This is a genomic window from Streptomyces sp. B21-105 (genome assembly GCF_036898465.1).
Classification (GTDB): Bacteria; Actinomycetota; Actinomycetes; order Streptomycetales; family Streptomycetaceae; genus Streptomyces.
In genome coordinates this window covers 6,047,915-6,064,701 of sequence record NZ_JARUMJ010000001.1, presented here as the reverse complement: position 1 = coordinate 6,064,701, position 16,787 = coordinate 6,047,915, and the positions used below count along the sequence as shown (strand labels likewise).

Annotated in this window: 18 protein-coding genes; 6 read left to right on the top strand and 12 right to left on the bottom strand. The window is 72.2% G+C overall.

Features of this window, described 5'->3' with window-relative positions; genetic code table 11:
- Window positions 1-33: 33 nt before the first annotated feature.
- On the top strand, window positions 34-1,191 hold the full coding sequence (locus tag QA802_RS27535) for an Mrp/NBP35 family ATP-binding protein (protein WP_334527932.1): 1,158 nt from the start codon (window positions 34-36) through the stop codon (window positions 1,189-1,191).
- A gap of 93 nt (window positions 1,192-1,284) precedes the next feature.
- Here QA802_RS27535 and QA802_RS27530 read toward each other — a convergent pair whose 3' ends face one another.
- The 5 genes from QA802_RS27530 to sigE form a co-directional block, all read right to left on the bottom strand.
- Entirely contained in the window at window positions 1,285-1,944 is a 660-nt protein-coding gene (locus QA802_RS27530) for a hypothetical protein (RefSeq protein WP_334527929.1), read from the bottom strand.
- Window positions 1,945-2,112: 168 nt separating this feature from the next.
- Window positions 2,113-2,574, bottom strand: coding sequence for a sec-independent translocase (locus tag QA802_RS27525; protein WP_334527926.1), 462 nt, complete (start codon window positions 2,572-2,574; stop codon window positions 2,113-2,115).
- A 289-nt stretch (window positions 2,575-2,863) separates the two neighbouring features.
- Entirely contained in the window at window positions 2,864-4,963 is a 2,100-nt protein-coding gene (locus tag QA802_RS27520; RefSeq protein ID WP_334527923.1) for a trypsin-like peptidase domain-containing protein, read from the bottom strand.
- A 103-nt stretch (window positions 4,964-5,066) separates the two neighbouring features.
- On the bottom strand, window positions 5,067-6,062 hold the full coding sequence (locus QA802_RS27515) for an anti-sigma factor family protein (protein ID WP_334527920.1): 996 nt from the start codon (window positions 6,060-6,062) through the stop codon (window positions 5,067-5,069).
- Window positions 6,059-6,769 carry an RNA polymerase sigma factor SigE gene (sigE, locus tag QA802_RS27510; protein WP_334534927.1) on the bottom strand — a complete coding sequence of 237 codons (711 nt, stop codon included), beginning with the start codon at window positions 6,767-6,769 and terminating at the stop codon, window positions 6,059-6,061. Before sigE ends, QA802_RS27515 begins: the two co-directional genes overlap by 4 nt.
- Window positions 6,770-7,004: 235 nt before the next feature.
- Here sigE and QA802_RS27505 point away from each other — a divergent pair, with 235 nt between their 5' ends.
- On the top strand, window positions 7,005-7,703 hold the full coding sequence (locus tag QA802_RS27505) for an O-methyltransferase (RefSeq protein WP_319165039.1): 699 nt from the start codon (window positions 7,005-7,007) through the stop codon (window positions 7,701-7,703).
- Window positions 7,704-7,817: 114 nt separating this feature from the next.
- Here the strand turns inward: QA802_RS27505 and QA802_RS27500 are convergent, their stop codons facing one another.
- On the bottom strand, window positions 7,818-7,985 hold the full coding sequence (locus QA802_RS27500) for a DUF3117 domain-containing protein (protein ID WP_003966491.1): 168 nt from the start codon (window positions 7,983-7,985) through the stop codon (window positions 7,818-7,820).
- 390 nt (window positions 7,986-8,375) lie between these two features.
- On the opposite strand from QA802_RS27500, the gene chcB reads away from it, so the two are divergent.
- Window positions 8,376-9,167, top strand: a complete 792-nt coding sequence (gene chcB, locus QA802_RS27495; RefSeq protein ID WP_334527917.1) for a 2-cyclohexenylcarbonyl CoA isomerase — start codon at window positions 8,376-8,378, stop codon at window positions 9,165-9,167.
- A 27-nt stretch (window positions 9,168-9,194) separates the two neighbouring features.
- Here the strand turns inward: chcB and QA802_RS27490 are convergent, their stop codons facing one another.
- Entirely contained in the window at window positions 9,195-9,779 is a 585-nt protein-coding gene (locus QA802_RS27490; RefSeq protein ID WP_334527914.1) for a DNA-3-methyladenine glycosylase I, read from the bottom strand.
- Window positions 9,776-10,171, bottom strand: coding sequence for a DivIVA domain-containing protein (locus tag QA802_RS27485; protein WP_443042296.1), 396 nt, complete (start codon window positions 10,169-10,171; stop codon window positions 9,776-9,778). The genes QA802_RS27490 and QA802_RS27485 overlap by 4 nt, the downstream gene beginning before the upstream one ends.
- 130 nt (window positions 10,172-10,301) lie before the next feature.
- Here QA802_RS27485 and folP point away from each other — a divergent pair, with 130 nt between their 5' ends.
- Complete coding sequence (gene folP, locus QA802_RS27480; protein ID WP_334527908.1) at window positions 10,302-11,162, top strand: dihydropteroate synthase; 861 nt, start codon at window positions 10,302-10,304, stop codon at window positions 11,160-11,162.
- A 125-nt stretch (window positions 11,163-11,287) separates the two neighbouring features.
- On the opposite strand, the gene QA802_RS27475 is transcribed toward folP, so the two are convergent.
- Both QA802_RS27475 and dapE read right to left on the bottom strand, forming a co-directional pair.
- Window positions 11,288-12,046 (bottom strand): LOG family protein, encoded by a 759-nt coding sequence (locus tag QA802_RS27475; RefSeq protein WP_334527906.1) that lies wholly within the window; start codon window positions 12,044-12,046, stop codon window positions 11,288-11,290.
- Window positions 12,047-12,156: 110 nt separating this feature from the next.
- On the bottom strand, window positions 12,157-13,236 hold the full coding sequence (gene dapE, locus QA802_RS27470) for a succinyl-diaminopimelate desuccinylase (protein ID WP_334527904.1): 1,080 nt from the start codon (window positions 13,234-13,236) through the stop codon (window positions 12,157-12,159).
- Window positions 13,237-13,331: 95 nt separating this feature from the next.
- Here dapE and QA802_RS27465 point away from each other — a divergent pair, with 95 nt between their 5' ends.
- Together QA802_RS27465 and QA802_RS27460 are read left to right on the top strand one after the other, a co-directional pair.
- On the top strand, window positions 13,332-14,387 hold the full coding sequence (locus tag QA802_RS27465) for a VldE C-terminal domain-containing protein (RefSeq protein WP_334527901.1): 1,056 nt from the start codon (window positions 13,332-13,334) through the stop codon (window positions 14,385-14,387).
- A gap of 284 nt (window positions 14,388-14,671) precedes the next feature.
- Window positions 14,672-15,076, top strand: a complete 405-nt coding sequence (locus QA802_RS27460) for an ATP-binding protein (protein ID WP_319164861.1) — start codon at window positions 14,672-14,674, stop codon at window positions 15,074-15,076.
- 170 nt (window positions 15,077-15,246) lie between these two features.
- Here QA802_RS27460 and QA802_RS27455 read toward each other — a convergent pair whose 3' ends face one another.
- Window positions 15,247-16,350, bottom strand: a complete 1,104-nt coding sequence (locus QA802_RS27455; RefSeq protein WP_334527897.1) for a bifunctional succinyldiaminopimelate transaminase/glutamate-prephenate aminotransferase — start codon at window positions 16,348-16,350, stop codon at window positions 15,247-15,249.
- A 110-nt stretch (window positions 16,351-16,460) separates the two neighbouring features.
- A complete protein-coding gene (gene fdxA, locus QA802_RS27450; protein WP_007495984.1) occupies window positions 16,461-16,781 on the bottom strand; it encodes a ferredoxin in 321 nt (106 codons plus the stop codon).
- Window positions 16,782-16,787 lie beyond the last annotated feature (6 nt).

Below are 16,787 nucleotides of genomic sequence, written 5' to 3'. Positions count from 1 at the left end.
ACAGGCAGGAGACTAGTAGCGAAGGAAACACCGATGGCCGCCGATAAGCCGGGCTCCACCCTTTCGGGTGACACCGTGCGCGAAGCGCTCGCGACGGTGAACGACCCCGAGATCAACCGACCCATCACCGAGCTCGGGATGGTGAAGTCGGTGGAGATCGGTGCGGACGGGGCGGTCGCGGTCACCGTGTACCTGACGGTCTCCGGCTGTCCGATGCGCGAGACGATCACCCAGCGGGTGACCGACGCCGTCTTTGCGGTGGAGGGCGTCACCCGCGTCGACGTCACCCTCGACGTGATGAGCGACGAACAGCGCAAGGAACTGGCGAGCGCCCTGCGCGGCGGCCAGACCGAGCGCGAGGTCCCGTTCGCCAAGCCCGGCTCGCTGACCCGCGTGTACGCGGTCGCGTCCGGCAAGGGCGGCGTCGGCAAGTCGTCGGTGACGGTGAACCTGGCGGCGGCGATGGCGGCCGACGGCCTGAAGGTGGGTGTCGTCGACGCCGACATCTACGGCCACAGCGTGCCCCGCATGCTGGGCGCGGACGGCCGTCCCACCCAGGTCGAGAACATGATCATGCCGCCGTCCGCGAACGGCGTGAAGGTCATCTCCATCGGCATGTTCACTCCGGGCAACGCCCCGGTCGTCTGGCGCGGCCCGATGCTGCACCGCGCGCTCCAGCAGTTCCTGGCGGACGTCTACTGGGGCGACCTGGACGTGCTGCTGCTCGACCTCCCGCCGGGCACCGGCGACATCGCGATCTCGGTGGCGCAGCTGGTCCCGAACGCCGAGATCCTGGTCGTGACGACCCCGCAGCAGGCGGCGGCCGAGGTCGCCGAACGGGCCGGGTCCATCGCCGTGCAGACCCACCAGAAGATCGTCGGCGTGGTGGAGAACATGTCCGGCCTGCCCTGCCCGCACTGCGGGGAGATGGTCGACGTGTTCGGCACCGGCGGCGGACAGTCGGTGGCCGACGGGCTGACCCGCACGACCGGCGCCAACGTCCCGGTGCTCGGCTCCATCCCGATCGACGTCCGGCTGCGCGAGGGCGGCGACGAGGGCAAGCCGGTCGTCCTGACCGACCCCGAGTCCCCGGCGGGTTCCGCGCTGCGGGCCATCGCGGGCAAGCTCGGCGGCAGGCAGCGCGGCCTGTCGGGACTGTCGCTGGGGATCACCCCGAGGAACAAGTTCTAGACCGGCATCACGGCGTCGCCCGCCCGTGAGGGTGCCCTCCGCTCGGGGGCACCCTCTTTTGTTGTGTCCAGGCGTCGTGTCCAGGCGTCGTGTCTAGGCGTACTCGGCGATGTCCTTGATCGCGGAGAAGCCGAGACCGTACGCGCTCATGCCGCGTCCGTACGCCCCCAGATGCACCCCGCCCGCGGTGGAACCGGCCAGCACCCAGCCGAACTCGGACTCGCGGTAGTGGAACGGGGTCGGCACACCGTCGACCGGCAGGGACAGCGTGGACCAGTCCGGTCCCGAGAGGTCGTCGGCGAGGACCCACGCCGTCTCGGTCTGCTGGTCCAGCCACTCGTCGCGCAGGCTGTGGTCCATCTGGCCCGGCCAGGTGAAGGACAGCAGGCCCACACCCGCGAGCCAGGCCGCCGAGGACACGGAGGTGGCCTCGAGCAGACCGGTGCCGTCCGGGCTGCGCCGGACCGGGTTCGCGGCGACGGTCACCACGACCGCGAACTTCCCGCGGTCCTCGCCTGCCGTCTCGTGCCGCACGGAGGGCTCGTCGCCGTGTCCGACACAACCGTGCTCGACGGCCCCGTCGGCCGCCGTGCCCACCTGCATCAGCCAGCGCGGCCCCGTGAAGGCCTCGTCGAGGCCGTACCAGGGAAAGGGTGCCTCCAGGTAGCCGTCGACCGTACGCCGGACGGAGGGGACCTGTGGTCCGCCCTCCGCGGCCGGCGTCTGCGCGACTGCCCGACTCGTCGTCTCCATCTGCCCGGACGCCTCCTCGTTCTCGACGGAACGACCGGCCCGCCCCCGTTCGGGCGTACTCGTCCGCTCCGCACAACAACCAGGCAGCATAGCCACCCTGCTCCCGGCTGCCGGGAATCCACCCGGCGCTTGCGGCGTGCGCCCCCTCACACCGGGGGCGCGGGTGGCTCAGGTGGCGTCCGCGTCGAAGGGCGGACGGTCGTCCTTGCCCGGCTCCTCGGGCTTCTTGGTCATGTCGACGCGACCGCCGCCGGACGAGGGCAAGGACGGCGAGGAGGACGACGAACCCGAGGCGGCGGTGTCCGTGTCGCGGCTGTGGACGGCGTCCGTGACCTCGGCCATCTCCTTCTTCAGGTCGAAGCCGTTGCGGATCTCCTTCAGCCCCAGTTCGTCGTTGTCCAGCTGCTTGCGGATGAACGTCTTGGGGTTGAGGTCCTCGAACTCGAAGTCCTTGAACTCGGGCCCCAGCTCGCCGCGGATGTCCGCCTTGGCGCTCTCGGAGAACTCGCGGATCTTCCGAATGGTGCGCGTCACGTCCTGAATGACCTTCGGGAGCTTGTCCGGACCGAAGACGAGCACGGCCAGGACGATCAGCGTCACCAGCTCGAGCGGTCCTATGTCATTGAACACCTGAAGCTCCTTGCGATGTCCTCGGTCCTCGGTCCTCGGGCCCTCAGTGGTCAGTTCGGGTCTTCCGTGGTCCAGGCCGGTCCACGGTACCTGTCGCACCCGTCGAACCGGTACTGCCCCGGAGCCTCCGAGTGCGTGTACGCGGCCGGTTTTTCGCGATGTTTGCCATGTCAGACCCGCTTTCGCAGTCCGACATGTGACGTTTCTGGCAATCCTCGGGCGCATGGCCGTCCGCGGGCCGGACGGTCCGGGCGGGCCGCGACGGCCGCGCGAGCCGGGGCGCGGCGCGTCAGCCGCCGCCGGACGAGCCGAGGACCAGCATGACGGTGCGCTCGGCGCCGTCGCGCAGGATCGTCAGCCTCAGGCGGTCGCCGGGGCGGTGGGCGCGGGTTCTGACGATCAGCTCCTCGCCAGAGTGGACGCGCTGCCCGTCGACCTCGGTGACGACGTCTCCGCCCCGCAGCCCGGCCCGGGCGCCGGGGCCGCCCACGGTGACCGGGGGGCCGCCGTCACCGCTCTTCGCGCTGATCCGGGCGCCGTCGCCCGCGTACTGAAGGTCGAGGCTGACGCCGATGACGGGGTGGGTCGCCCTGCCGTTGTTGATCAGCTCCTCGGCGACCCGCTTGCCCTGGTTGATCGGGATGGCGAAGCCGAGGCCGATCGAACCGGACTGCACGTCGCCGGCGCCCACACCCTCGTCGGCGGAGCGGATCGCGGAGTTGATGCCGATGACGTGGCCCTGCGCGTCGAGGAGCGGCCCGCCCGAGTTGCCGGGGTTGATCGGCGCGTCGGTCTGCAGGGCGTCGACGTACGACACGTCGTCGGCGTCACCGCCGTCACCGCCGGCCGTGATGGGGCGTTCCTTGGCGCTGATGATGCCGGAGGTGACGGTGCCCTCGAGGTCGAAGGGGGCCCCGATGGCGACGACCGGGTCGCCGACCCGGACGTTGTCGGAGTTGCCGAGGTAGAGGGGCTTGAGCCCCTTCACGCCGGTCACCCGCACCACGGCGAGGTCGTATCCGCTGTCCCGGCCGACGACCTCGGCCTTGGCGGTCTGGCCGCCGTTGAAGACGACGGTTATCGCGCCGTCGCTCCCGGCCGGCTCGACGACGTGGTTGTTGGTGAGGATGTAGCCGAGCGAGTCGAGCACGAACCCGGTGCCGGTGCCGCCCTCGTCGCCGCCGCTGACGTGCAGGGTGACGACGCTGGGCAGGGCGCGGGCAGCGATACCGGCCACGCTCTCCGCGGCCCGTCCGGCGGGCTCGGCGGACGCCTGCGGGAGCCGGATCGGGTCGAGCCCGCCGTTGCGCTCGAGATACACGCCCACGGCTCCGCCGAGCACGCCCGACACCAACGCGACGGCGACAGCACCGCCCACCAACCGGCTACGCACCCACCGCCGCCGCTGCCCCGCGGTCACGGCTCCGGCCCCGGTCTGCTGCCACGGCCCGTCGTGCACGTACGTCTCCCGCCGCGAGGCGGCAGCCCAGGGGTCGTAGCGCTGCCAGGGGTCGAAGCCCGTGTCGCCTACGGCCGGGCCGGTCGGGACGGCGGGGGCGGGCGCCGGTCCGGATGCGGCCGGGGCGGCCAGGGGGTCCCCGGAGTCGGCGGGGGCGGCGGGGGTGGCGGGCAGCGTGCCGTGAGCGGGATCCGGGCCGGGTGCCACAGCCGAGCCCGGGCCTGGCCCGACGTCCTGGGCGGGGACGGCTGCGGCGCCGGGAGCGACAGTCGGGTCGGCACCGGGCGCGGCGGCGGCGACCGGTGCCGCCCCCCGGGGCGTCACCCACGGCCCCGGGACGGCCGACGGCGGGACAGCCTGACTCGGGACCGACGGGAGCGACGGGAGCGACGGGAGCGACGGAGGAACGGTCACGCCGGGAGCCGTCCCGGTGCCGTGGGCGGACGTGACGGCCGGGTGCTGGACGGGCGGTGCGGGGGCCCAGGGGCCCGGTTCGCCGTACGGCGGAGTGCTGTACGGGTCGGGGTCGTGCAGCGGCCTTGGCCGCGCGGCAGCGATTGACTCCGGCCCGACAGGCACGCCGGCCACCGACTCGGCGGTGTCGGGGGCAGGGTCGGGGTCGGCGGCCGGCTCCTGCAAGCTGGTCCCGCCGAAGGCCTCATCGGCCCCACCGGCGTCGTCGACGGAACCGGTCTCATCGGTAGGACCGGTCTCGTCGGTAGGAGCCACGTCGGGCGCGTCGGAAGCACCGTCGGCGAAGCCGTCCTCGCCCGGGGTCGCGGGACGGGCCAACTCGAAGTCGCCGTCCGGGGTGGGCGGCGACGGCGCCGTCATGCTGTCGGCGTCGTGCGCGGCGTGCCGGTCTCCCGCGGGTTCCTGTGGTCGAGGCCGGCTCCACCACTTCGCCTTCGTGGGCTTCCCCTCGTCCATGCTCTCCCCACCCGCGCACTCCGCTTTGGCGCCCGGCCGCCCGGCCGGACGCGATCGTCCCTGGATTCAACCAGGTTCGCGGCGGAGTGGCGCGGGCCCCGGCTCAGCGAGCGTTGCGCAAGAAGGGAGAGGACGAGGGAGCGGAGACGGTGTCGGGGGCGGCGAACAGGCCGATGCCGGAGACCTGAGGTGTGGCGCTCCAGGCGGTCAGCGAGATCGGCGGGGTCATGCCGAGCGGACGTATCAGCGGGGACATCGCCGCGGCCCCGGCCACCATGGGTGTGGTGAGCCGGTGCAGGACCTGGTCGCTCCGCCCGCCGGCCGGAGCGGGCACGCCGGGCAGCAGCGGTGCGGAAGCCTCGGTGGGGGCCGCCGGGGTGTGACCGAGCTGGCCGCCCTGGGAGAGCAGGGGGCCCGCGGCGCGGCGACGCTGGCTCTCCGACATCGCAGAGGAACCCGTGCCGGTGCCCATGCCGGGAGTGCGGGCCGGTGTCACATTGCTTCCGGAACCCGCCCCGGCCCGGCCGTCCGCGCTCGTGTCGATCGGGGCGACGGTGGTCATGCCGCCGAGGGCGATCGCGGCCAGCGACACCGCGCCGGCGGCGACGAACGCGAACCGCATGCCACGGGAGCGCTCGAAGTCGTGGCGTTCGCCGCCACGGCTCAGCGGGTGGATGCGAAAGCCCCGGTCCGACGCGGGGGAGAACACGGAGCCGTGGTCGCGGGCCGGCACATAGCCGAACTCGAACGGCTCCTCCCGTCGCGTCCCTCTCACTCCGACTCCGTCGGTGAGGCCGCCGCCGCGCGGCGGCGTGCCGCCACGGTCCGGATCGCCGCCTCCCCCGGGCCCCGCGGGCAGCCCCTGGAGACGGGCCAGAAAGCTTTCGGAGGGGGTGGGCGGTGCGACCTCCGCGAAGACGTTCTTCAGTCGGCGCTGCGCGTCGACCTCGGACTTGCACTTGGGGCAGGTCGCCACGTGCGCCAGCACGCGCTCACGGGTGTCGTGGCCGAGCTCGCCGTCCACCAGGGCCGAGAGTCGGTCTCCGAGATGCTGCTCCGCGAGGAGCCTCTCGGCTGCGTTGTGTCGGGATCCACTCACGCGGTCGTGCCCCCTCCTCCCAGCGCGGGCACGCGCGCCATGAGGGGACGGCGCCCCGCGCGCGCCTCGGGCGCGCGGTGGGCGAGGGCCTTGCGCAGCTGGGAACGGCCGCGGTGGATGCGCGAGCGGACGGTGCCCAGCTTGACGCCCAGGGTCGCGGCGATCTCCTCGTAGGAGAGGCCCTCGATGTCGCAGAGGACGACCGCGGCCCGGAACTCGGGCGCGAGGGTGTCGAGAGCCTGCTGGACGTCCGCGTCGAAGTGGGCGTCGTTGAACAGCTGCTGGGGGTTGGGCTCCTTGCTGGGCAGCCGCTCGGCCGCGTCGTCACCCAGCGCGTCGAAACGGATGCGCTGCTTGCGGCGGACCATGTCCAGGAAGAGGTTGGTCGTGATGCGGTGCAGCCAGCCCTCGAAGGTGCCCGGCGTGTACGTCGACAGGGAGCGGAAGACGCGGACGAAGACCTCCTGGGTGAGATCCTCGGCGTCGTGCTGGTTGCCGGTCAGCCGGTAGGCGAGCCGGTAGACCCGGCCGCTGTGCATGCTGACGATCTCCTCCCACGTGGGCGGAGTCCACGCCTGCCCGTCCGCGTCGGTGGTGAAGGTCGCGGTCTGGGCTTGTCCGGCGGTGGCGCCGGCGTGGCTGTGGTCAGCAGCGGTGTTGTTCACGGATTTGGGCCTGCCCGCCGACCCGAGAAAGCGCCGCAGCACTCCTCCCCGATCCACACGCGCGGCCGCACCTCCCCTGTCGGCTCTGGTGGTGTCCAGTGGAGCCCCTACCATAGCCACCTCGCCCGTTAGCTCCGGATAAGCGGTTTTCCGAGAAATTGTCGTGCGCTGACCGGGCTCGTACAGCCGCATCAGCGCCTGGTCGGCGCCCGGTCCCTCATCGTGATCCAACTGTGTCCCCCCGCCGTCGTTCCCACCCCTTCAAACGTCCGGTCCCATCTGCGGGTTCCCGGCGGCAACGGATACAGTCACGCCGAGGCAACCACGGGGACAGGAGAGGGTCATTACCGGCAACCGGCAGGCAAGCTGGGCGTTCGCCGACGCCTATGCCGCCGAGGACGAAGCGCTGCGCTGGGCCCGCGACCGGGCCCGTGAGGCAGGGCTGCGCTCGGTGTCGCCCAGCACGGGCGCCGCGCTGCGGCTGCTCGCCGCCGCCGTGGACGCGAAGGCGGTCGCCGAGATCGGCACCGGTACCGGCGTCTCCGGGATCCACCTGCTGTACGGGATGCGCCCGGACGGCGTCCTGACGACCGTCGACCCCGAGCCGGAGCACCAGCAGTTCGCCCGTCAGGCCTTCCGCGCCTGCGGGTTCGCCAGTAACCGGGCCCGCTTCATCCCGGGCCGCGCGCTCGACGTGCTGCCCCGCCTGGCGGACGCCGGCTATGACCTCGTCTTCTGCGACGGCGACCGTCTGGAGCTGCAGGAATACCTCGCTGAATCGTTGCGCCTGCTGCGCCCCGGCGGCGTGGTGGCCTTCGAGGGCGTCTTCGCCAACGGGCGCACGGTCGATTCGGGACCGCAGCCGACGGAGGTCATACGCATCCGGGAGCTGCTGAGGGCGGTGCGCGAGAGCCAGGAGCTCGTGCCCTCGCTGCTGCCGGTCGGCGACGGCCTGCTGTGCGCGGTCAAACGCTGACGAAGACGAAAACGCGACGTACGCGACGAACGCAGCGAACCCGAAGACAAAGACGACTGCTCCGGCGCCCAGGAGGACGCCGGAGCAGTCGAAGAGAACAGGGTCGCTTGCGCGTCAGCCGACGACCTTCTTCAGGGCATCGCCGAGCGCGTCGGCCTCGTCAGGGGTCAGCTCGACGACGAGCCGCCCGCCGCCTTCGAGCGGAACGCGCATGACGATGCCCCGCCCCTCCTTGGTCACCTCGAGCGGGCCATCACCCGTTCGCGGCTTCATGGCCGCCATGCTCGTTCCCCTTCCTGAAACCAGCTCATCGCCAAAGCCGACGGCCCGTGGAGGGCAGCCGCGATCCAGCGTGGGACACGCGACACCGGCATCGAACACATTGCTTCCCGGCCATTATCCCGCATCTCAGGACCCGATGACCAACATCGGTCGGCATCGCTTGGGCAACGCGCGCGAGCAAAACCACTCAATTCGGCGATGTGACTGCGATACTGCGCCACCGCACGGACTTCCGCGCACCGGAAATCGTCCCGAATTCTTTGACGCAGGTCACACGTCGCGTCCGGTCCGCGGACGGTGATCTCCGCCATGCTGTCCTCGTACACCGGATGTACTGACGAGTAATGCGTCGAAGAATGCGTCGAAACCGCGACGCGGAGGGGAAACGCCATGGCCGACACCGTGCTCTACGAGGTGAGTGACGGGCTCGCGACGATCACGCTGAACCGCCCCGAGGCGATGAACGCGCTGAACATCGCGGCCAAGGTCGCCCTCCGCGACGCGGTCCGGGACGCGGCCGCCGACGACGCCGTACGGGCCGTCCTGCTGACGGCCGCCGGCGAGCGGGCGTTCTGCGTGGGGCAGGACCTCAAGGAGCACATCGGGCTGCTGGCCGCGGGCTCCAAAGAGATCATGAGCACGGTCCAGGAGCACTACAACCCGATCGTGCGGGCCCTGACCGAGGCCCCGAAGCCGGTCGTCGCCGCCGTGAACGGGGTCGCCGCCGGCGCGGGACTCGGGTTCGCGCTGGCCTCGGACTACCGCATCGTGGCCGACACGGCGTCCTTCAACACCTCGTTCGCCGGGGTGGCGCTGACCGCCGACTCCGGCGTCTCGTGGACGCTGCCCCGGGTCATCGGTCCGGGCCGGGCCGCCGACCTGCTGCTCTTCCCGCGCAGCATCACCGCGCAGGAGGCGTACGAGCTGGGCATCGCCAACCGGGTCGTCCCGGCGGCGTCACTGCGCACCGCGGCCGAGCAGCTGGCGCGGATGCTGGCGGAGGGTCCGACGGTGGCGTACGCGGCGATCAAGGAAGCGATGGCGTACGGGTTCTCGCACTCGCTGGCCGAGACGCTGGACAAGGAGGACGAGCTGCAGACCCGGGCGGGGGCGTCCGAGGACCACACGATCGCGGTGCGGGCGTTCGTCGAGAAGGGGACACCGAAGTACCTGGGCCGGTGAGCCCGGGGGCGGTCCCGTGCGCCTGCCTCAGCCGGCCCTGCTCACGCAGCTCTCCAGGTGGTCGTCCACCAGGCCGCACGCCTGCATCAGGGCGTACGCCGTGGTGGGCCCGACGAACCGCAGGCCGCGCTTCTTGAGGGCCTTGGACAGGGCCGTCGACTCGTCGGTGACGGCGGGGACGTCCGCGAGGGTCCTCGGGACCGGGCGGCCGGCCCGGTCCGGGGCGTGGGACCAGATCAACTCGTCGAGGTCGCCCGGCGCCCAGTCGGCGAGCACGCGCGCGTTGGCGACCGTCGCGTCGATCTTCGCGCGGTTGCGGATGATGCCGGGGTCGGCGAGGAGACGTGCGCGGTCGTCGCCGGTGAAGGCGGCGACCGAGGCGATCTGGAAGTCGGCGAAGGCGGTGCGGAACCCCGGGCGGCGGCGCAGGATCGTGATCCAGGACAGGCCGGACTGGAAGGCCTCCAGGCTGAGGCGTTCGAACAGCGCGTCGTCGCCGTGTACCGGGCGGCCCCACTCCTCGTCGTGGTACGTCACGTAGTCCGGCGTCGACAGGGCCCACGGGCAGCGCAGCGCCCCGTCCGCGCCCGCGAGGGCGGCGCCGTCGCTCACTTCTGGTCCTCCGGGGCCTTCTTCTCCATCGAGACGTGGGACGTGTCCGTCGAGACGTGGGGCGTGGTCGTCGAGACGTGGGGCGTGGCCGAAGCCTGCGCACCGGCCAGGGCGGACTCGAGGTCGGCGATGCGGGCGTCCCGCTCGGCGAGCTCGGCGGCGAGGCGGTTGAGGGCGTCGTCCACGTCCGACATGCGGTAGCCGCGCGCGGCGAGGGGGAAGCGCAGCCGGTCGACGTCGGACCGGTCGAGCGGGCGGTCGGGGGGCAACGGGTCGTGCAGCCGCTCGGGGACGGCCTCCGGCAGCGGGCCGGTGCCCTCGCCGCCGCCCAGCACGGCGAGCGTCACCGCGGCGACCACCACGGCGAGCGCGATGACCAGGAACAAGAACATAACCATCGGTGGGCCCCCACGCTCGGTGTGCTCGGAGTGGATGTGTGCGGGTCCGATCGTGCCATGCGGGTCCGACGGCTAGGGTCGCAGGCGGCAGTGGTGCAGGACGTTCGAGGAGAGGTCACAGGGGATGCTCAGGCTGGGCAGGCGTGAATTCGGCGCGCACGAGCCGGCGATCATGGCGATCGTGAACCGGACCCCGGACTCCTTCTACGACCAGGGCGCGACCTTCCTCGACGAGCCGGCCCTCGCGCGCGTGGAGCAGGCGGTGTCGGAGGGCGCGGCGATCATCGACGTCGGCGGGGTGAAGGCAGGCCCGGGTGAAGAGGTGACGGCGCGGGAGGAGATCCGGCGGACCGTCGGTTTCGTGGCCGAGGTGCGGCGGCGCTTCCCGGACGTGGTGATCAGCGTGGACACCTGGCGGGCCGAGGTCGGCGCGGCGGTCTGCGAGGCGGGCGCGGACGTCCTGAACGACGCGTGGGGCGGCGTGGATCCGGGGCTGGCGGAGGTGGCCGCGCGGTACGGGGCGGGACTGGTGTGCACGCACGCGGGCGGCGCGCAGCCGCGGACGCGTCCGCACCGGGTGACGTACGACGACGTGATGGCCGACATCCTGCGGGTGACGCTGGGGCTGGCGGAGCGGGCCGCGGAGCTGGGGGTGCCACGGGAGTCGATCATGATCGATCCCGGGCACGACTTCGGGAAGAACACCCGGCACAGCCTGGAGGCGACCCGGCGGATCGACGAGATGGTGGCGACGGGGTGGCCGGTGCTGGTCTCGCTGTCCAACAAGGACTTCGTCGGGGAGACGCTGGACCGGCCGGTGAAGGAGCGGGTGGTGGGCACCCTGGCGACGACGGCGGTGTCGGCGTGGCTGGGGGCGCAGGTGTACCGGGTGCACGAGGTGGCGGAGACGCGGCAGGTGCTCGACATGGTCGCTGCCATCGCCGGGCACCGGGCGCCTGCGGTGGCGCGGCGGGGGCTCGCATAGCGGGACGGGGGCTCGCGTAGCCGGCGGGGGCTCGCGTAGCCGGGCGGGGGCTCGCAGAGTCCCGTTCGCCCCCGCCCTCGCCGCCCGCCCCCGTCCGGGGGCCGCGCCCCCGGACGGGCTGAACGTCAGCGGCCGGCTTCCTTCGACACCAGGGCCACCGCTTCCTCGACGTCGTCCGTGACGTGGAAGAGGAGGAGGTCCTTCTCGGACGCCTTGCCCTGGGCGATCAGGGTGTTCTTGAGCCAGTCGATCAGGCCGCCCCAGTACTCCGTGCCGAACAGGACGATCGGGAAGCGGGTGACCTTCTGGGTCTGGACGAGGGTGAGGGCCTCGAACAGCTCGTCCAGCGTGCCGAGACCGCCGGGCAGCACCACGAAGCCCTGCGCGTACTTCACGAACATCATTTTCCGCACGAAGAAGTAACGGAAGTTCAGGCCGATGTCGACGTACGGGTTGAGCCCCTGCTCGAAGGGCAGCTCGATGCCGAGGCCCACGGAGACGCCGCCCGCCTCGCTCGCGCCCTTGTTGGCCGCCTCCATCGCGCCCGGGCCGCCGCCCGTGATCACGGCCCACCCGGCGTCGACGAGGGCGCCGCCCAGCCGTACCCCGACCTCGTACTCCGGTGAGCCCGCCGGCGTCCGGGCGGACCCGAACACGCTGATCGCCGCGGGAAGTTCGGCGAGGGTCCCGAAGCCCTCGATGAACTCCGACTGGATGCGCAGGACCCGCCAGGGGTCGGTGTGCACCCAGTCCGAGGGGGCCCGTTCGTCCAGCAGCCGCTGGTCGGTCGTGCTCGACTGCACCTGGTCCCGCCTGCGAAGGACCGGTCCCAGGCGCTGTTCGTCCGGTGGCTGCTTCTTGCCCTCGGGGTTCCCTGTAGCCATGGTGAGCTCCCTCCGCTTGCGTCCGTTCCACCTCAGCGTAGATCCACGCGGGTTACGCACGGGGGACGTCGGCGTGTCCGCCGTGCAGCGCCGACGCGCCGGGCCTTCTCTCAGGCCGTCAGCCAGGCCCGCAGCCGCTCCTCGCCCGCCAGGATCTTGGCCGTCTCCACCCGTTCGTCCCGCTTGTGCGCCAAGTGCGGGTTGCCGGGGCCGTAGTTGACGGCGGGCACGCCGAGAGAGGAGAAGCGGCTCACGTCCGTCCAGCCGAACTTGGGCAGCGGGGTGCCGCCCACCGCCTCGATGAAGGCCGCGGCGGCCGGATGGGAGAGGCCGGGCAGCGCGGCCGGGCTGTGGTCGTCGACCGTGAACTCCGCGATCCCGCAGTCGGCGAAGACCTCGCGGACGTGGGCGAGCGCCTCCTCCTCGCTGCGGTCCGGCGCGTAGCGGAAATTGACGGTGACGACGCACTCGTCGGGGATGACGTTGCCTGCCACCCCGCCCGTGATGCCGACCGCGTTGAGGCCCTCGCGGTACTCCAGTCCGTCGATGACGGGCCGGCGCGCCTCGTAGGCGGCCAGCCGGGCCAGGATCGGGGCGGCCGCGTGAATCGCGTTGGAGCCCATCCAGCCGCGCGCCGAGTGGGCCCGCTCGCCCCGCGTCCTCAGCAGCACCCGCAGGGTGCCCTGGCAGCCGCCCTCGACCTGGCCGTCGGAGGGTTCGAGCAGTACCGCGAAGTCGCCGGCCAGCCACTGGGGACGGGTCTCGGCGATGTGCTTGAGGCCGTTCAGCTCGGCGGCGACCTCCTCGTTGTCGTAGAAGACGAACGTCAGGTCGCGGTTGGGGGCCGGCACCGTCGCCGCGATGCGCAGCTGGACGGCCACCCCCGACTTCATGTCGCAGGTGCCGCAGCCCCAGAGCACCCCGTCCTCGTCCAGCCGCGACGGCACGTTGTCGGCGATCGGCACCGTGTCGATGTGGCCGGCGAGGACCACGCGCTGCGCGTGGCCGAAGTGCGTGCGGGCGACGATGTTGTTGCCGAGCCGGTCCACCGTCAGGTGGGGCAGCGCGCGCAGGGCGATCTCGATCGCGTCCGCGAGGGGCTTCTCGGCGCCGCTCTCCGAGCGGAAGTCGACGAGCTTCGCGGTCAGTGCGGCGGCGTCCAGGGTGAGGTCAAGAGGGGTGTCGGCCATGCCGTCGACCCTAACGCGCCGGTCGGCCGCGCCGCTCTCCCCCATCTCTGCACATCCACCTCCTCCTTTTCACTACTCTCCAGTACCTTGGACGCGTGCCGAAGCAGTCCTCCTCCAAGCGTCGCGGCCGCCTGCTCCGTTTCGGGGCGGCCTGCGTGGTCCTGTCCGCCGTCGCGGGCTATGTCGTGGTGCAGTACGTCGCCGGCGGCACCGGCGATCCGGGTTGCAGAGTCGTTTCCGCTGACGGAACGGCGGCGTACGAGTTCACGCCCGAGCAGGCGGTGAACGCGGCCACGATCGCCGCGGTCGGCACCGACCGGGCCCTTCCCGAGCGGGCCGTGGCCATCGCGCTCGCGACCGCCATCCAGGAGTCCGCGCTGCGCAACCTCGCCCACGGCGACCGGGATTCGCTCGGCCTGTTCCAGCAGCGGCCCTCGCAGGGCTGGGGCACCGAGAAACAGGTCACCGACCCCGCCTACGCTGCGGATGTCTTCTACAAGCACCTGGAGAAGGTGCGGAACTACACCGAGTTGCCGCTCACCGTCGCCGCCCAGCGGGTGCAGCGCAGCGGCTACCCGGAGGCGTACGCCAAGCACGAGGGGGACGCCGTAGTGCTCGCCGCCGCCCTCACCGGGACCTCGCAGGCGACGCTGACCTGTGACGGCCGCTCGGTCACCACGACGGCGTCGGGGTCGGGGTCGGCCACGACGGCCACCGGTCCGGCGGCGGTCCGGGCGGCGCTGCAGCGCGACTTCGGGCGGGGTTCGCACCGGCAGAAGGGCGGGAAGGGCACCTCGTCGTCGTCCTCATCCTCATCCTCGTCCTCGTCGTCGTCCTCCTCCTCATCGTCGTCGTCGCGGTCCGATGTGCCGGCCGTCGAGAGCGGGGAGCGGACCGTGATGCTGCCGGTGTCCGAGGACACCGCCGCCGACGGGCGCAGCGCCCGCGAGCGCGGCTGGCAGCTGGCGCACTGGGCGGTGGCCAACGCCTCGGCGCTGCGTATCGAGCGCGTCTCGTACGCGGGCCGGGAGTGGGTCTCGGGGACCTCCGACACGAAGTGGCGGACGACCGCTTCCACCAGCGCGGAGGGCGTCGGGGCGACGGCGGCGGCCGGCGGCGCCGGCGACGTGCGGATCGTCACCGCTCAGTAGTGCGGGACGTCACCCGGCCGGGTCATGCGGGGACCCCCCGTCCGGCAGGGTGCTCAGGTTTTCGCGCCGTCACCCGCCTGCGCACGGAATCCCTTGCGGGCAAAGGGCTCCGGGGTGGGACACGCTTTCACGTGGAGCGGTCTTTGCCCATTTTTGTACACAGCCGATAATGCGACGCATTGCCAACTCTTTACGTCGGCGGTGCGCAACCTTCGTGGATCTCGAGCGGTAGTCACTGCGTCCGGGCCCGGACAGTCCTTGTTCTCTCCCGTCGAAGGAGCAACATGTCTCTCCCCCTGACCCGCCGGATCGCCCGTGCCGCGCTGCTCGTCGCTGCGGGAGCGGCCGCCGGAGTCGGTGCGGCCGGCTCCGCGAGTGCGGCACCCGCCCTTCCCGCCACCCCGAGCCTCGGCGGACTGACCGCCCTGGACACGGCGAACGTCGGCAGCACGGTCGACGGCGCGACGCACCACGTCACCGGGCTCGCGGGCAAGGCCGGCGGCAAGACCGTGCAGAAGGCGGCGCCGGTGGCGCAGAAGACGGCCGGCGAGGCGGCGGGCTCCGCCGGCGGTCTCCTCGGGGACACCGCGTCGACCGCCACCAAGGGCGGACTGCCGACGGACTCCCTCGCCAAGGGCGGGCTGCCCGGCGCCAAGACCCTGCCGGTGAAGAGCCTGCCGATCGGCTGACACCAGCCGCCCGCCCTCGAGCCGACCGCTCGAGCCGACGACGGGGCCCCGGGAGTCCGCTCCCGGGGCCCCGTCGCTCTGTGCGGGCCCGTCGCTCTGTGCGGGCCTGTCAGTGTCTGTGGGGCCGCCCCCCGCTCTGTGCGGCCGCGAGAGGGGGCGCGACGGCGTCGCTACAGGCGCGCCACTGCCGCGCGTACGCGTTCGTCCGTCGCCGTCAGCGCCACGCGGACGAACTTCTCGCCGGCCTCGCCGTAGAAGTCGCCGGGGGCCACCAGGATGCCCCTCTCGGCCAGATGGGCGACCGTGCTCCAGCAGGACTCGTCGCGGGTGGCCCAGAGGTAGAGGCTGGCCTCGCTGTGCTCGATGCGGAAGCCATGCGACAGCAGCGCCTCGCGCAGCAGGGCGCGCCGGGCCGCGTAGCGTTCGCGCTGCTCATGGACGTGGGCGTCGTCGCCGAGGGCGGCCACCACCGCCGCCTGGGTGGGCGCCGAGGTCATCATGCCGCCGTGCTTGCGGATCTCCAGCAGGGGGCCGAGGACGGCCGGGTCGCCTGCCAGGAAGGCCGCCCGGTACCCGGCCAGGTTCGACCGCTTGGAGAGCGAGTGGACCGACACGATGCCCTCGTAGGAGCCGCCGTTGACGTCGGGGTGGAGGACCGAGACGGGGTCGGCCTCCCAGCCCAGCTCCAGGTAGCACTCGTCGGAGAAGACCAGCACCCCGTGCCGCCTCGCCCAGTCGACCACGCGGGTGAGCTCGGCCTTGGACAGCACCCGGCCGGTGGGGTTGGACGGGGAGTTCAGCCAGAGCAGCCGGAGGTCGGCGGGGTCGAGCTCCGTCGGGTCGTCGTAGACCTCGTACCGCGCGCGGGCCAGGCGCGCGCCCACCTCGTACGTCGGGTAGGCGAGCCGCGGGTACGCCACCTTGTCGCCGGGGCCGAGGCCCAGCTGGGTCGGCAGCCAGGCCACGAGCTCCTTGGAGCCGACGATCGGGAGCACGTGCCGGTGGGTGACGTCGCGGGCGCCGAGGCGGCGCTCCAGCCAGCCGGTGATCGCGTCGCGCAGGGCCGGGGTGCCCCACACGGTCGGGTAGCCGGGCGAGTCCGCCGCGTCGATCAGGGCCTTCTGCACCAGGTCGGGGACCGGGTCGACCGGGGTGCCGACCGACAGGTCGACGATGCCGTCCGGGTGGGCTGCGGCCGTCTTCTTGTACGGCTCCAGCTTGTCCCAGGGAAAGGTGGGAAGTCGGTCGGAGACTGCGGAGGACGCGGAGGGCACGGTGACTCGCTCACTTTCGTACGTACGGCAAACGCCTCGGCCCCGTACGGCGATCAGACCTGATCAGGCCGTACGGGACCGAGGCGGCACGGGGTGCGGGCCGCCGCGGATTACTCGGCCTGCGGCGGCAGCGCGGCGACGAAGGGGTGGTCGCGCTCGATCAGCCCCAGCTTGCTGGCGCCGCCCGGCGAGCCGAGCTCGTCGAAGAACTCGACGTTCGCCTTGTAGTAGTCCTTCCACTCCTCCGGAGTGTCGTCCTCGTAGAAGATCGCCTCGACCGGGCAGACCGGCTCACAGGCGCCGCAGTCGACGCATTCGTCCGGGTGGATGTACAAGGACCGCTGGCCCTCGTAGATGCAGTCGACCGGGCACTCTTCGATGCACGCCTTGTCCTTGACGTCGACACAAGGCTGCGCGATGACGTAGGTCACGCTGTC

What these genes read in the sequence shown, in the direction of transcription:
- QA802_RS27535 (WP_334527932.1), top strand. Translation starts at nt 34, where the DNA reads ATGGCCGCCGATAAGCCGGGCTCCACCCTTTCGGGTGACACCGTGCGC.
- QA802_RS27530 (WP_334527929.1), bottom strand. Translation starts at nt 1,944, where the DNA reads ATGGAGACGACGAGTCGGGCAGTCGCGCAGACGCCGGCCGCGGAGGGC.
- QA802_RS27520 (WP_334527923.1), bottom strand. Translation starts at nt 4,963, where the DNA reads ATGGACGAGGGGAAGCCCACGAAGGCGAAGTGGTGGAGCCGGCCTCGA.
- QA802_RS27500 (WP_003966491.1), bottom strand. Translation starts at nt 7,985, where the DNA reads ATGGCGGCCATGAAGCCGCGAACGGGTGATGGCCCGCTCGAGGTGACC.
- chcB (WP_334527917.1), top strand. Translation starts at nt 8,376, where the DNA reads ATGGCCGACACCGTGCTCTACGAGGTGAGTGACGGGCTCGCGACGATC.
- QA802_RS27485 (WP_443042296.1), bottom strand. Translation starts at nt 10,171, where the DNA reads ATGTTCTTGTTCCTGGTCATCGCGCTCGCCGTGGTGGTCGCCGCGGTG.
- folP (WP_334527908.1), top strand. Translation starts at nt 10,302, where the DNA reads ATGCTCAGGCTGGGCAGGCGTGAATTCGGCGCGCACGAGCCGGCGATC.
- QA802_RS27475 (WP_334527906.1), bottom strand. Translation starts at nt 12,046, where the DNA reads ATGGCTACAGGGAACCCCGAGGGCAAGAAGCAGCCACCGGACGAACAG.
- dapE (WP_334527904.1), bottom strand. Translation starts at nt 13,236, where the DNA reads ATGGCCGACACCCCTCTTGACCTCACCCTGGACGCCGCCGCACTGACC.
- QA802_RS27460 (WP_319164861.1), top strand. Translation starts at nt 14,672, where the DNA reads ATGTCTCTCCCCCTGACCCGCCGGATCGCCCGTGCCGCGCTGCTCGTC.